This window comes from Acidithiobacillus sp. AMEEHan (assembly GCF_030996345.1).
Taxonomy (GTDB): domain Bacteria; phylum Pseudomonadota; class Gammaproteobacteria; order Acidithiobacillales; family Acidithiobacillaceae; genus Igneacidithiobacillus.
Window position 1 is genome coordinate 1,852,388 of sequence record NZ_CP118747.1, and the last position, 13,228, is coordinate 1,865,615.

The 13,228-nt window shown below is 57.4% G+C and carries 14 protein-coding genes; 5 read left to right on the forward strand and 9 right to left on the reverse strand.

Annotated features, from left to right (window positions below):
- From ORD17_RS09640 to ORD17_RS09650, 3 genes are all read right to left on the reverse strand, one after another.
- Nucleotides 1-615, reverse strand: a complete 615-nt coding sequence (locus ORD17_RS09640) for a BMC domain-containing protein (RefSeq protein WP_308388255.1) — start codon at nucleotides 613-615, stop codon at nucleotides 1-3.
- A 264-nt stretch (nucleotides 616-879) separates the two neighbouring features.
- Entirely contained in the window at nucleotides 880-1,482 is a 603-nt protein-coding gene (gene wrbA, locus ORD17_RS09645) for an NAD(P)H:quinone oxidoreductase (protein WP_308388257.1), read from the reverse strand.
- A 19-nt stretch (nucleotides 1,483-1,501) separates the two neighbouring features.
- A complete protein-coding gene (locus ORD17_RS09650) occupies nucleotides 1,502-2,356 on the reverse strand; it encodes a pirin family protein (protein WP_308388259.1) in 855 nt (284 codons plus the stop codon).
- 125 nt (nucleotides 2,357-2,481) lie between these two features.
- Here ORD17_RS09650 and ORD17_RS09655 point away from each other — a divergent pair, with 125 nt between their 5' ends.
- The 3 genes from ORD17_RS09655 (at nucleotide 2,482) to ORD17_RS09665 (ending at nucleotide 5,174) form a co-directional block, all read left to right on the forward strand.
- Nucleotides 2,482-2,793, forward strand: a complete 312-nt coding sequence (locus ORD17_RS09655) for a helix-turn-helix domain-containing protein (RefSeq protein WP_308388261.1) — start codon at nucleotides 2,482-2,484, stop codon at nucleotides 2,791-2,793.
- Between the two features lie 65 nt (nucleotides 2,794-2,858).
- Nucleotides 2,859-3,527, forward strand: coding sequence for a putative quorum-sensing-regulated virulence factor (locus ORD17_RS09660; protein WP_308388263.1), 669 nt, complete (start codon nucleotides 2,859-2,861; stop codon nucleotides 3,525-3,527).
- Between the two features lie 33 nt (nucleotides 3,528-3,560).
- Nucleotides 3,561-5,174: a sodium:proton antiporter gene (locus ORD17_RS09665; protein WP_308388265.1), complete on the forward strand. Its 1,614-nt coding sequence runs from the start codon at nucleotides 3,561-3,563 to the stop codon at nucleotides 5,172-5,174.
- Nucleotides 5,175-5,259: 85 nt separating this feature from the next.
- Here ORD17_RS09665 and ORD17_RS09670 read toward each other — a convergent pair whose 3' ends face one another.
- The 3 genes from ORD17_RS09670 to ORD17_RS09680 all read right to left on the reverse strand — a co-directional run bounded on the left by ORD17_RS09670 (nucleotide 5,260) and on the right by ORD17_RS09680 (nucleotide 8,192).
- Nucleotides 5,260-5,520: a hypothetical protein gene (locus ORD17_RS09670; protein ID WP_308388266.1), complete on the reverse strand. Its 261-nt coding sequence runs from the start codon at nucleotides 5,518-5,520 to the stop codon at nucleotides 5,260-5,262.
- Nucleotides 5,521-5,568: 48 nt separating this feature from the next.
- Complete coding sequence (gene cydB, locus ORD17_RS09675) at nucleotides 5,569-6,654, reverse strand: cytochrome d ubiquinol oxidase subunit II (RefSeq protein ID WP_308388268.1); 1,086 nt, start codon at nucleotides 6,652-6,654, stop codon at nucleotides 5,569-5,571.
- Nucleotides 6,655-6,722: 68 nt separating this feature from the next.
- A complete protein-coding gene (locus tag ORD17_RS09680) occupies nucleotides 6,723-8,192 on the reverse strand; it encodes a cytochrome ubiquinol oxidase subunit I (protein ID WP_308388269.1) in 1,470 nt (489 codons plus the stop codon).
- Nucleotides 8,193-8,474: 282 nt separating this feature from the next.
- Here ORD17_RS09680 and ORD17_RS09685 point away from each other — a divergent pair, with 282 nt between their 5' ends.
- Entirely contained in the window at nucleotides 8,475-9,008 is a 534-nt protein-coding gene (locus ORD17_RS09685; protein WP_308388270.1) for a TlpA disulfide reductase family protein, read from the forward strand.
- A gap of 14 nt (nucleotides 9,009-9,022) precedes the next feature.
- Nucleotides 9,023-10,336, forward strand: a complete 1,314-nt coding sequence (locus tag ORD17_RS09690) for an ATP-binding protein (protein ID WP_308388271.1) — start codon at nucleotides 9,023-9,025, stop codon at nucleotides 10,334-10,336.
- 8 nt (nucleotides 10,337-10,344) lie between these two features.
- On the opposite strand, the gene ORD17_RS09695 is transcribed toward ORD17_RS09690, so the two are convergent.
- The 3 genes from ORD17_RS09695 to gnd form a co-directional block, all read right to left on the reverse strand.
- Nucleotides 10,345-10,638, reverse strand: a complete 294-nt coding sequence (locus ORD17_RS09695; RefSeq protein ID WP_308388272.1) for a metalloregulator ArsR/SmtB family transcription factor — start codon at nucleotides 10,636-10,638, stop codon at nucleotides 10,345-10,347.
- A 203-nt stretch (nucleotides 10,639-10,841) separates the two neighbouring features.
- Entirely contained in the window at nucleotides 10,842-12,308 is a 1,467-nt protein-coding gene (gene zwf, locus ORD17_RS09700; RefSeq protein ID WP_308388274.1) for a glucose-6-phosphate dehydrogenase, read from the reverse strand.
- The gene (gene gnd / locus ORD17_RS09705) at nucleotides 12,305-13,228 is read right to left on the reverse strand and encodes a phosphogluconate dehydrogenase (NAD(+)-dependent, decarboxylating) (RefSeq protein WP_308388276.1); all 924 of its coding nucleotides are present in this window, start codon (nucleotides 13,226-13,228) and stop codon (nucleotides 12,305-12,307) included. The genes zwf and gnd overlap by 4 nt, the downstream gene beginning before the upstream one ends.

The following is a 13,228-nucleotide window of genomic DNA, read 5'->3' on the forward strand; positions in this document are numbered from 1 at the left end:
TCAACTCCAGGAGGGATTTTCGACGGCATGGACTGCCGCTGCTGCCGCCTCGTCGACATCGGCCTCGCGGCCGGCAATGGTAAGGCGCCCATAGGCACCCACGGCGCGTACGTCGATGAGGGTGATGTTCGCCGCTTTCTCTGCCTGATTGGCGGCATAAATGACGTAACCCGCCGGCTCGGTCTCGAGGATGAACATGCTCTGCTCGGGCAGGATCATGGAACCGCGACGGTTTTGGCGATTGATGAGTACGGTGTGGTCCGGCATCATGCCGCGGATGATTTCATTCCAAGTCACCCGACAGACTTTGCGATCGCTCTGCTGCGCGCCCATGCGCTGCAATACCACCCGACCTGCCTCGCGAACGTCGCTCTGATCCCGGTGATGCACCACCATGGTCCCAAACTCACGCTCCACCACCTGCTGCGAGAGGTGCACCCGGGTGGCCTTGAGGGCAATGTCGGTCAGGCGATGCACCGCCATGCCCGGCGAAACCTCGATCCACAACGCCGCGTCCCCAGGTACCGGCAAAAAGCCCTGGGATACCGAGGCCATATAGGCGGCGAGCTGAGGTTGCAGGGAGTCGATGTAGACGTAGGTGCGTAGGTGGATCATGGGAAGGACTTTGGCATAGCGTTTGAGTATAAGGGAAACGCGCCCTTGTTTGTAGATATGGCTCCTCGGAAGCTTGCCTCGAGGAAGGCATCACGTCGGCAACGCGACGCACTGCCGTATTGTGTGCGGCAACTCGCTTCGTTGCAGCGCGGCAAACGCTATGCCAGGAGAAGCTCGATCTTGTGCAGGCCGGCTCTGGGAGCTTGCCGGAGGCAGGCCGGCCGAGCGCTGGGCTGCACCGGCTCCGGCGTCTAAGCGCGCATCTCAGGAGGGAAAAAGTTTCTGGGTAATCTCCGCTACGTGGCGTCCCTGGAATCGGGCAATGGCTAGCTCGTTTGCCGAAGGTCGGCGACTGCCATCGCTTTTGGCCAGAGTGCTGGCCCCGTAGGGAGTGCCGCCGCTGATTTCCTCCATGTTGCTCAGCTCGGGGCAAGTATAGGGCACCCCGACGACGATCATCCCCTGATGAAAGAGGAAAGGGTGAAAACTGAGGATGGTGCTTTCCTGGCCGCCATGCTGAGAGGCGGTACTGACAAACACGCTACCAACCTTGCCCACCAGGGCGCCTTGCTGCCAGAGACCGCCGGTGCGGTCGAGGAAATTCCGCATTTGGCCACTCATGTTGCCAAAACGGGTGGGCGTGCCAAAGAGGATGGCATCGTAGTCCCCCAACTCATGCGGATGCGCCTCCGCTGCCGTTTGTGCCTTGACGTGCATGGCCGTCTGCTTTTCCGCATCCAAAGTCTCCGGCACGCGCTTGATGATTACCTCCACGCCCGGCACCGAGCGCGCACCTTCCGCTTCTGCTTCGGCCAACTGTTCTACGTGCCCCCACAGGCTATGATACAGCACCAAAATTTTGCTCATCTCCGATCTCCTCTTTCCGTTATGCCAGTCGTCCGGCACGGTAGTCTGCAACCGCTTGCTCTATCTGTTCCTCGGTATTCATCACGAAAGGCCCATATTGGGCAATGGGTTCCCCCAAGGGTCGCCCCGCGACCAGCAAGGCCCGACTGGCGGTCGACGCGGACAGCGCAACGCCAGTTCCAACATCGTCCAGAATGGCCAAGTGCTGCACCGGGACTTTCTGCGCGCCGATCTGAATTTCTCCCTCATAGGGCACGACAAAGGCATGGTGAGCAGCGGGCAGTTCCTGCCAGAAAGTGGTGCCCTGGGATAGTGCCAGGTCGATGATCAGGGGTTGCGTCTGCGCCCGTTGCACTGCACCTTGTACGCCATGACTACTGCCGGCAATGACGGTCCAGCGGTTGCCTTGGGCATCTGCGCCGCGCGGCAGATCTGCGTCCTGAAAATCCTGATACCAAGGTGGGCAGAGTTTGTCTGCGGCAGGCAGATTCAGCCAGAGCTGAAAGCCGGCCATCCGTCCCTCGGCTTGCTGCGGAATTTCGGAGTGAATCACTCCTTTGCCTGCCGTCATCCACTGCACCCCGCCACTTTCAAGCAGGCCCTCGTGTCCAGCGCTGTCGCGGTGCAGCATACGGCCAGCCAGCATATAAGTGATGGTCTCGAAGCCGCGGTGTGGGTGGTCGGGAAACCCCGCGATATAGTCGTCTGGCTGATCGCTGCCAAAGGCATCGAGCATGAGGAACGGGTCGAGCCGCTTTTGCAACGAACGCTCGAAGAGACGGGTGAGTTTGACCCCGGCGCCGTCGCTGGTGACGCGGCCCGCGATGATATTCTCGACGCCTCGGCTTTGGACAGAAGACTGGGAAGTGCTCATGGTGTCGTCTCCTTGCGCAGTTTTGCGCGTAGTACCGTCTTTGCATAATATGGTGCCAGGTGTTTTTGTAAAGTAGGTACTGATTAGTAACTATGAGAAAGACCATCCAGGAAAGTTCCTGCCCTATGGACAGCCTGTTGCGCCTCCTCATGGGGCCATGGACTACCTACATTCTCTGGACCCTGCGCAATCAGGGGCCGCTGCGTTTTGGCGCCTTGCAACGTGCCGTAGGCAGGATTTCTGCGCGTATGCTGACCGAGCGTCTGCGCTTGCTGGAGGAAGCGGGGATCATCTACCGCGACTATCGTCCCACCGTTCCACCCGAGGTCCGCTATGGTCTGACAGAACGCGGCCGGGAACTGGGAGTGGTATTGGACGGACTCGACGTCCTCGCGCGGAAGTGGGCCACTGAGGGTTTTTCCGTCATGTCCCGATAAACTCCTCTTGCGAGGGGGGCGGGTAGTCGATACCCTGCTCGATGATTTCTGCGAGGGGTGAGGGCATGGCAGCGTTGATTTTTGATACGGAAACCACGGGGCGCAACGCGCCGCAACTGATCGAGGCAGCGTGGTTGCGGGTGAGTGATCTGCGTACCCTGGAGGTGGAAGAGCAATTTGTGCAACGCTACCGTCCGGATAAGAAAATCGAGCTGGGTGCCATTGCGGTGCATCACATCCTCGATGAGGATCTGGCCGATTGCCCGCCGGCAAGTACTTTCCAGTTGCCTGCAGATATCGAGTACCTAGTGGGGCACAGTATCGATTTTGACTGGGAGGTGGCGGGCAGGCCCGAGGTGAAACGTATCTGCACCTATGCCATGAGCCGCCGGCTGTGGCCGGAAATCGACAGCTTTTCGCAGTCGGCGTTGCTATATCACTTCAGCAAGGACCGGAACAAGACCCGGGAAAATCTGAAAAATGCCCATTCTGCTCTGGCCGACGTAAAGTTTTGTCGGGTCATCCTCAACCGGATCGTACTGACGGTGCGGCCAGCCAGTTGGGAGGCGTTGTGGGAGTTCAGTGAGCGCGCCCGCATTCCCGAGACCATGCCCTTTGGCAAACACAAGGGCGTCAAAATTTGCGATTTGCCAGATGATTATCGGCGTTGGGCATTGAATAACCTCACCGATATGGACTCATACCTGCGCAAGGCCCTGGAGGGGGCGGCCTAGTCTCACTTGCTTCTCTCTGCCACAGGGGCTTCCGTGATACCCGAGAGTGCACTGCTTCTGCTCTTTGTGGCCGCCTCTTTGCTGGCGGTGATCGCCAATCGGTTGCGTCTACCCTATACCGTTGCTCTGGTATTGGGTGGCCTGCTGTTGGGAAGCCTGCATCTGTTTCAGACCCCGGTGCTGACGCATGATCTAGTGTTCAGCATTTTTCTGCCGGGACTGATCTTTGAGTCAGCCTACCACCTGTCTGCAAGTACGCTCTGGCGGGATCGCCTGGCGATTTTCGGCTTGGCCGTCCCTGGCGTTTTTCTGTCGATGATCGTTACTGCCTATGTATTTTTGGGGGTGTATCCCTACCTTCCCCATTTGGCCGGCGTCAGTCTGAGTCTGGGCGTGGCGCTGGTCTTCGGCGCTGCGGTCGCGGCTACCGATCCGATTTCGGTGGTTTCCATTTTCCGGCAGTTGGGGGCGCCTGCGCGGCTGACCTTTTTGATCGAAAGTGAAAGTCTGCTCAATGACGGTACGGCCATCGTCTTCTTTACGCTCTTTCTGGGGATCGCACTAGGTAAAAGCGTCAGTCTGCCTGCGTTGGGACTGGAATTTGTGTCCATGGTCGGTGGTGGGGCCGCGCTGGGCCTAGTGATCGGCTGGCTGAGTTCAGAAGTCATCAAGCGGGTAAACGATGGAATGGTAGAGATCACCATCACCATCCTGGCGGCCTATGGTAGCTTCTTGCTGGCTAGCCAACTGGATTTTTCTGGTGTCATCGCTACCGTGGTGGCGGGTCTGCTCTGTGGTAATTATGCCGCCCAGCGAGGCATGAGCGCCTCGGTGCGCATGGCGGTAGATACCTTTTGGGAATATCTCGGTTTTGTCCTCAATTCGTTGATCTTTTTGTTGGTAGGCCTGACCATCCATCTGGGGGATCTGCTGAAGATCTGGGCGCTGGTTCTCGCTGCGTATTTGGCAGTCACGGTGGCGCGTGCTGTGGTCGTTTATGGTACGGGCGCCATTCTCCGACCCACCCGCGCGCGGATTCCTTTCAACTGGAATTTCATCCTGCTCTGGGGCGGAATTCGTGGGGCGCTGTCCATGGTCCTGGCGCTTAGCTTGCCGATGGATTTCCCCTCCCGTGATCTACTCGTCAATCTGGTTTTTGGCGTGGTTTTGCTGACGATTCTGGTGCAGGGACTGAGTATCTCGCCTTTGGGACGCCTCTTTGGCGTTCTCGCGGGCAAGAACGACAATGAAAACTTCGAGAGAAACCGCTTGCGTTTGGCTCTCGCCGAGCACGACCTCAACGAGCTGAAAACGCTGGAACAGCAGGCTGTGCGCGACCCGAAGGTGCTGCAGCTGTTACGACAGCAATTTTCTCAAGAGCGCGCGCAGATACAGGCGACACTGGCTCAGGAAGAGGTCGATAATGAGTGGATTCGTCAGCGCGACTACGTTCGTCTGTATCGACGCCTGTTACTGCAACGCAAGCAGAAAATTCTCGATGCGCGCCAGGAGGGATTATTGAATGCAACGGGCGTAGAAGATTTGCTTGCCGATGTCGATGCACAACTGCTGGAACTGGAATCGGCGCCGGCCAAGGCTTTTCAGCGGGCGAGCGAGGACGCTCAGGAACTTCCGCTAAAAGAGTGAGAAACCTTTGCGTCGGCCTCTTCCAAGGATTCCCAGCCGACCCCTCTGCTGGAGTTTCACAGGTTGGCAGGCAGACACTCGCTCTTCAGTTTGCAGAAGTCCGCTGATCGATGAAGTGACTTTTGAGAATATGAAAAAAGCGTCGGTACTTGCGCAGCTCGCGGTCGAGAATGAGAACCTGGTCCATGATTTCGTCGGGATGGGCATGATCGATGCTACCGAGAAGTTCTCGCAGCTTCTCCTGCACCAGATCCTGTTTTTCTTCTAATGCTTCGAGTGCCTGCTGTAAATCCGTGGGCGGCGTTGCAGCCGGCCTGATGGCGGCCGGATGTTGTTTGATATTCATCTGTTTGCTCCAGAGTAAATGGGCCCCGGACGCCGGGGCCCGGACAGATCAGTGGGCCGAGTACATGGCCTTTTTGGTGTAACGACCGCGGAATACCCAGATCTGATACCAGTTGTACATGATCATGATCGGCACGAATCCAGTCATGAACAGGGTAAAGACCGCCAGAGAATCGGCGGGATTTGCTGCGGCTTGCACGGTCCAAGTGTTGGGTACGACGTAGGGAAACATGGTCGCCCACATAGCAAACCACATCAGCGCGACGACACCTTCACCCCAGAGCAGGGCGGCGAAGTCGTGTTGATTCGAGTGCGCCACCATCGACTTGTAGGCGAAGCCAAGAATAACGACAATCCAGACCAGCCAGATCCACCAATTGGCACCTGTCCACTTCGCAGCCGCCCATGGGAAAATTGCATAGGACCAGATCAAGGTAACGACAATCGCCGCTAACGCGATCATCGAAAAAGCGTTGGTCCACTTCTTTGCACGCTCATGAATCACATCTCCCGGAACAAAGCGGGCGCAGAGGTACAGGCCACCCGCAAGGCTTGCGGCGATCACCGCACCAATGCCGGTCCAGATGCTAAACGGAGACAGAAAGGTGAATGCAGCGCCGGAGTAGTGTGGCACCACATTGAAAAGAAGAGCATGTGCGCCTGTCACCCCCTCTGCGGCAATGTGATGCGACATAGGGAATCCCTGCAGTGCTGCACCGAGGGCAATGCCTGCACCAAATGGTGCAAAGAGACTGCCTAGGGCAAACATCCAACCCCAAAAGCGCTTCGAGCCAATCGCATGCACGTGAAACTCAAAGGCCACGGCGCGCGAAATGATACCCCAGAGCGCGATCATCAGCGGAATCATTAGGTAATTGAATGCAGACCCATAGACTAGCGGAAAGGCGCCAAACAGGATGCCACCAGCCACCACCAGCCAAGTTTCATTACCATCCCAGAAACCAGCCATGGACGCCATGATGGCGCCGCGCTCTTCTTCGTCTTTGGAGAATAGCGCAAAGATTCCAGCCCCCAAATCGAAGCCATCGAGGCCGACGTAGAGTAAAAACATCAAACACAAAACGAGCCACCACCAGGTAGATAAGGAGCTCGCAATTCTGGCGATATCAAACATTTTTTACTTCTCCAATCTTGTGAAGGGCAGCGTTTCCGCCGCCCTATTGCTATCGCGACAGGATAGCCTTACCGAGACTTCTCCAGTGCGGGCTTACTGGCAAAGGTAGGTTTGGCAAAGCCACCCCCGGCATGACCCTCATCACTGGAATCCTCTTCGCTGTGATGGAAGAGCGTATCGGAGTGCGGGATGTTGTCCACACCCTTGGCAATGACACGACTGAAGAAGTACCAGGCGCCGGACCAAACCATCAGTTCGAAGGCGATGTAGCCGACGAACCAGAAGATTTCCTGGCCAACGGTCATATGGCTAACGCCCTGATAGGTCCGCATAAGGTCGTAGACGACCCAAGGCTGACGACCGATCTCTCGAGTCCACCAGCCGCACCAAATGGCGAGGTAGGGAAGGAATCCAGAGAAAACTACAGCGCGCAGGAACCAGGGGTGCTTACGCAATGCCTGAGCATTGAGCTGCCCACGCAAGCGCAGCCAATTCCCCCAGAGAGCGACGAAGAAGAGGAAGAAACCAATCGCCACCATCACGCGGAAGGCATAGAACGGCACCCAAACATCGGGACGATCCTTGGCCGGGAAACTATCCATGCCCGTCACCTTACCATTTAGGGTGTGAGTTTCGAGCAGGCTTAGGACGTGTGGAATAGTAATGGCGAAACTGTTGCCATCATTCTTGGCGTTGGGAAAGGCGATTAGATGCCAGCCCGTATTCACCTTACCGTCCGGCAGATAGGTATGGTAGTGCCCTTCCATAGCCGCCAGGGAGGTGGGTTGCGTCATTGCCACATCGCGACCCAAGGTGTCGCCAATGTAGATCTGAATGGGCGTAACGATGAGCAGTGCCAGAAGCGTTGGCTTGAGAAGCTTGGTAAAAAGATCCGCATTGCGGTTTTTGAGAATGAACCAAGCACTCACGCTGGCAAAGACGAACAGCGCCAGCTCCACCGTCGCTACCCACATATGCGGGAAGCCCCAGACGAAGTTGTCGTTGAGGATGGCATGCCACCAATTGGTTACTTGAAACAAACCATCTTTTAACACGATCCCATTCGGGGTCTGCATCCAGGAGTTGGCGACCAGAATCCACATGGCCGAAAGGCTGGACGACAGACCGACGTTGAACGTGGCAAAGAGATGCATGCCCTTGCTGACCTTGCCCCAACCGAAGACCATGAGGCCGATGAAGCCGGCTTCATACATGAAGGCAGTGATGGTTTCAAAGCCGAGGATGTTGCCGAAGAAGGGACCAACCGCCTGAGAAAAGGGCCCGTAGAGGATGCCGAAGGCCATCTCCATGGTCACGCCGGTGGCCACACCGGCCCCAAAGTTGATGATAAGGATTTTTTCAAAGAAGCGATTGAGTTTGTACCATCGCTCGTCGCCCGTGCGCAGCCAAGCGACTTCGAGGATGAAAAGTAACCACGACATCCCAATGGTCATTGGCGTCCAAAGGATGTGCATGGAAGTGATCCAAGCGAAGTCCAGACGGCTGAGGAGCACGGGCAAAGTATTTTCTAAAACCATGACTCACTCCTATCTCGGTTTTGGTAGATATAAAGTACACAGTAATGTACGTATTTATATAAGCAAATGCTGTACCAGCTGGAATGATCGATAACCCCTTGATAGTTGCATTTCTTTGCAGTGGTTGCGGTGGATATCCACCAATTTCCTGGGGCATATGCACAATTTTTTAATAAACATAAAAAGCTATTGTTGTATGTAAGTAGCGCGGAAATTTGCGTGCCGCGGCTTGCCCGGGGACCTGACTCGTGCGATTTTCACGGCTTCTGGCAAGGAGAAGTCGTGTTCCGATTTTTGCGAAAGAGACGTTTCTGGCTAGAGCTGGCAATCTGGATGGCGTTGCTCGTGGGCGTCTATTATGTCACGCAATGGCGCGGCAGCAGCTCCGCGCTGGCCGTGCCCACGCAACTGCCGCCAATCAGCGTCCGCTCCCTCTCCGGGCAGGTGCTTGCGCTGCCTAGGCCGCCGCAGCAAATGATGCTCATCAATTTTTGGTCGCCCGATTGCCCTCCCTGTTTGGCCGAAACGCCGGCCTTGGTGCAACTGCAGCAATGGTTCGGCGGTAACCGGTTCAGTGTCGTGGGGATTGCCGTGGATGGCAGCAGCACTGCTGCGGTGCGGGCGCGCATGCGGGAATTCGGCATCAATTACCCGATCTACCTGGCAAGCGGGCAGGGCGCCAGCGAGGCGGTAGGCGGGGTGCTGTTGACTCCCACGAGCCTGCTGGTAAACGACAGGGGACGGATCATCGGGCGCTATGTCGGCGCCGTTGCAGTGCCAGTGGTTGTGTGGAAGATCATATGGACTTGGATCTGAGACGGATGATTTGAATGAAGCGCAACAGCCTCTTTCGCCAAACTGCCGGTACCCTAGCCTTGGGTATCGTCGCGTTGCAGATTTTTTCCGTGCTCTCCATCATTCTTACCGTCCTGTTGCCTCTGGCCCAGCGCTCTGCGGAAGATCTGGCCGGCCTGTTGATCATGACCGCCCAGACCTATCGTCAATTGCCAGCGGAGCAACGCGCGAGCTTCCTGCAGCGCGTCGCGCACGACAACGGCATCTATATCGGCGCCCCACCGCCCGATTTCGATATTGGCAGCAGCCGCAGCCACCTCTACGGAAAAATTTTGTCCGAGGTGTTGCGGGAACGCCTAGGAAAGACCGTACCCGTATTTTCCGCGCACAATCCGCAGGGCACCCTGTGGGTTGCCGTCCCCACTCGCGGACAAGCCGTCTGGATGCATTTTGCGCGCCGCCGCCTTACCGCCACACTGCCCTTTGGTCTGCTGGCGATCCTGGGAATCTCGACCCTGTCTCTGCTGGTGTTGACGACCATTCTGGTGCGCCGTGTACTGCGACCCTTGGCAGTCCTGGCGGATGCCTTGCGCCGCAAGTGGAATGCCCCCCTGCCGCCGCTGCCGGCCAATGGTGCCAAAGAATTCTACGATCTTCTGGATGCCTTCGAGCGCATGCGCACCCGCCTGCAAGCGATGATCGATCACCAGTCCTTACTGTTGGTGGGCATTTCCCATGATCTACGTTCACCCTTGACCCGTATCCAGATGGCGCTGGAATTTTTGCCGGAAGACACGCCGCAGGAGCTGCGCGAGGGGCTGGCAGAGGATACCCAGCGCATGACCGAGCTGCTGGCGCAGTCCCTCGCCATCGGTCGGGGGAGTTCCGCGCGCATTGCCGATCTCGATCTGGTTGCACTCCTGCAGGTGACGGGCGAGGCGTTTACTCGGGCCGGCGGTGTATGGCAGGCAAGTTTGCCGCGCCGTTTTCCATTCCGAGGGGATTATGAGGCATTGCGCCGTTTGTTCGACAATCTGCTGGACAATGTTCGCCGCTATGCCGGCGACCGGGTAGAGGTGACCCTGCGTAAGCGGGACGGACGTGGGGTATTGCTGTTCTGTGATGACGGTCCTGGGATACCGGAGGATCGTCTGGAGGCATTACTGGAGCCGTTTAGTCGGGGGGACAGCGCGCGCGGGCACAGCGAAGGGAGCGGTCTGGGCCTGGCAATCGCACGGCAGATTGCCGAGGCGCAGGGGTTGCAGTTACGTCTCTACAACCGCACTGGCAGAAGCGGGCTTTGCGCGGAACTCTCTTGGGAGCTACGCGCAGAGCCAAAGCTGCGCTGACGCTCTGTTTACGCCAGCACCTGACGGCTTCTGGCAAGTAGATCGAGGGTACGCCGATCCGCGATCCGGTAATACACCCGAGTTGCTGCCTTGCGCATCATTACCAGACCCTGCGCCTGAAGCAGGGCAAGGTGCTGGGCGGCGTTGCTGTGGCTGGTGTGTACTGCGCGCGCGAGGTGCTGCAGGTTCATCTCCCCGCGGCTGAGCAGACAAAGCATGCGGTAGCGCATAGGATGGGCAAGCGCGCGCAGGGCGCCTGCCAAACGGTACATTTCTGTTTCGTTAAGAACGCTTTCGGTCATAGCGATAGCCTCATGTGGAGATGGGTACCAAGACCTCTAGCAATACCTGTTCCGGCCGCCGATTTCTTGGTAACGATTTGATTTTTAATAAAAGAAGAAATTCTCCGGCGATCCGCCTGTCGATCACCGGCTACACTTCCACGCCTCGATGCTGTTTTTCCCGTAGAGGGTAGGTGCTAATCCTGTCGTGGGTCGGCGACAGATCACAGCTGGTTGCGCCAGAATTGATCTTCCTTGTCCATGATCCGGGTGGCTTCTTCCGGACCCCAAGTTCCCGCGGGATAGGTAATGATGTAATCCATTTCCCGTGACCAACGCTTGATGAACGGATCGACGGCGCGCCATGCCCATTCGACCTCGTCAAAACGAATAAACAGCGCCTTGTCTCCTTCCAACACGTCGAGCAGCAGCGCCTCATAGGCATCCAGTTCTTTCTCTCCGTCGCGGCGATAACTGGCATTGAGCTGGGTGGGACGGATGCGCATTTCCAAACCCGGTTCCTTGACGTGTAGCTCAATTTTCAGACTCTCGGGCTCCAGCGACAGGAGAATCCAGTTAGGCTCGATGCGGTCGATGGGGGTTTCGCGGAAGAGCTGCTGCGGGGTATGGCGAAAACGGATGGCGACGCTGGAGCTCTTTGCGGGCATGCGCTTGCCGGTGCGCAGATAGAAAGGGACGCCACGCCAGCGCCAATTATCGATGTAGAATTTGGCGGCTACAAAAGTCTCGGTAATGGAATTGGGCGCCACTCCTGGCTCGTCGGCATAGCCGGGCACATGCTGATGGTCGATGACCCCCGGTCCGTACTGGGCGCGGATTGCATGGGCATGAATGGCCGTCTTGGGAATTGGACGAATGGAGCGCAGGACCTTCACTTTTTCGTCGCGCAAGGCATCGGCTGCGAGAGAGGGCGGAGGTTCCATGGCCACCAAAGTAAGAATCTGCATCAGGTGGTTCTGTACCATATCGCGCAGAGCCCCCGCCTGATCGTAATAGCCAGCACGGTTTTCTACGCCCAATTCCTCGGCTACGGTAATCTGCACGTGATCGATAAAGTTACGATTCCAAACGGCCTCGATGGGAAGGTTGGCGAAGCGGAAGACCAGCAGATTTTGTACGATCTCCTTGCCCAGGTAATGATCGATGCGGTAGATCTGTTCCTCCCGAAAATGGCGATGGATTTGTTCGTTCAGTTGTACAGCGCTTTCCAAGTCATTGCCGAAGGGTTTTTCGATCACGATGCGATAGTCGCCATCACGGTGAAAGCCTGCCGCCGAAAGGTTTTGCAGCACGATAAAGAAATCCTGTGGGCGGATGGCGAGATAAAAGATGCTGCGTTCGGGCTGTTGTGCGCCATCCTTGGTCAATTGTTTGGCAAGAGACTGGTAGAGGTCTGCCTCGTGCAGTTCCCCGCGCAAGTAATGAAAGCGGGCGGCAAAATTTTTGTAGTGTTCCTCGTGGAAATCGCCGGCAAAGGATTCCAATTGCTCGCGCAAGAATTCCAACCAGCCGGAATCGTCCCAGGGACGCCTGCCAACGGCATGGATCTGCAGCTCCTCGGGAAGCAGTCCGGCGCATTGCAGGTGATAGAGAGAAGGTAGAAGCTTGCGCGAGGCGAGATCGCCGGTAGCGCCGAAAATGACGAACTGACAGATGCAATCCTCGCTCATTTTGCCTCCTGTACTACGGCGTGACCACCAAACTGATTGCGCATCATGGCCAGCAGCTTGGCGGCATAGTCATCCTTACCCTGACTGGCCCAGCGCATTTGCAGGGCGAGGGTGATCACCGGGGCGGGAACCTTTTGCGCCAATGCCGCCTGTGCGGTCCATAGCCCTTCTCCGGAATCCGCAACGATGGGAGCAATATCCGCCAAGACCTGATCCTTGTGCAGGGTATCGGCAGTGAGATCCAGTAACCAGGAGCGCACCACGCTGCCATAGCGCCACATCTCGGCCACTGCGGCCAGATCCAGGTGGAATTCCGCCTTGCCCTGGAGGATGGCAAAGCCTTCGGCGAGGGCCTGCATCATGCCGTACTCGATGCCGTTGTGAACCATCTTGACGAAATGTCCGCTGCCGACTGGACCGCAGTGCAGCCAGCCTTTGTCAGCCCCTGGTGCAAGAATTTTCAGAAAGGGCTCGACTTTGGCCACTGCTTCCGGTTTGCCCCCCACCATCAGGGCATAGCCCTCCTGCAGGCCCCAAACACCGCCGGATACGCCAGCATCCACATATTCTACGCCATGCGCCTCGACTTCCTTGGCCTGCGCCATGGAGTCACCATAAAAGGCATTAGCGCCGTTGACGAGGACGTCGCCCGTGGCGAGGAGCGGCAGGATTTCTCGGATGTGCTCGGCGGTCGGAGCGCCTGCTGGCAGCATCAGCCACACGACGCGCGGGGCGGGCAGCTGTCCGACCAGTTCTTGCAAGGTGGTGGCGGCCTGCATTCCCGTCTCCTTCGCCAACTCCTGCGCCTTTTCGATATGGCGGTTGTAGGCGACCACCTCGGCACCATCGCGCTGCAGACGGCGTGCCATATTGCCGCCCATGCGTCCTAAACCCACCATTCCGATTTTGCCTACTGCCAT

What these genes read in the sequence shown, in the direction of transcription:
- ORD17_RS09655 (WP_308388261.1), top strand. Translation starts at nt 2,482, where the DNA reads ATGGACAGCCTGTTGCGCCTCCTCATGGGGCCATGGACTACCTACATT.
- ORD17_RS09670 (WP_308388266.1), bottom strand. Translation starts at nt 5,520, where the DNA reads ATGAATATCAAACAACATCCGGCCGCCATCAGGCCGGCTGCAACGCCG.
- ORD17_RS09650 (WP_308388259.1), bottom strand. Translation starts at nt 2,356, where the DNA reads ATGAGCACTTCCCAGTCTTCTGTCCAAAGCCGAGGCGTCGAGAATATC.
- ORD17_RS09640 (WP_308388255.1), bottom strand. Translation starts at nt 615, where the DNA reads ATGATCCACCTACGCACCTACGTCTACATCGACTCCCTGCAACCTCAG.
- ORD17_RS09680 (WP_308388269.1), bottom strand. Translation starts at nt 8,192, where the DNA reads ATGGTTTTAGAAAATACTTTGCCCGTGCTCCTCAGCCGTCTGGACTTC.
- wrbA (WP_308388257.1), bottom strand. Translation starts at nt 1,482, where the DNA reads ATGAGCAAAATTTTGGTGCTGTATCATAGCCTGTGGGGGCACGTAGAA.
- cydB (WP_308388268.1), bottom strand. Translation starts at nt 6,654, where the DNA reads ATGTTTGATATCGCCAGAATTGCGAGCTCCTTATCTACCTGGTGGTGG.
- gnd (WP_308388276.1), bottom strand. Translation starts at nt 13,228, where the DNA reads ATGGCAGTAGGCAAAATCGGAATGGTGGGTTTAGGACGCATGGGCGGC.
- zwf (WP_308388274.1), bottom strand. Translation starts at nt 12,308, where the DNA reads ATGAGCGAGGATTGCATCTGTCAGTTCGTCATTTTCGGCGCTACCGGC.
- ORD17_RS09660 (WP_308388263.1), top strand. Translation starts at nt 2,859, where the DNA reads ATGGCAGCGTTGATTTTTGATACGGAAACCACGGGGCGCAACGCGCCG.
- ORD17_RS09690 (WP_308388271.1), top strand. Translation starts at nt 9,023, where the DNA reads ATGAAGCGCAACAGCCTCTTTCGCCAAACTGCCGGTACCCTAGCCTTG.
- ORD17_RS09695 (WP_308388272.1), bottom strand. Translation starts at nt 10,638, where the DNA reads ATGACCGAAAGCGTTCTTAACGAAACAGAAATGTACCGTTTGGCAGGC.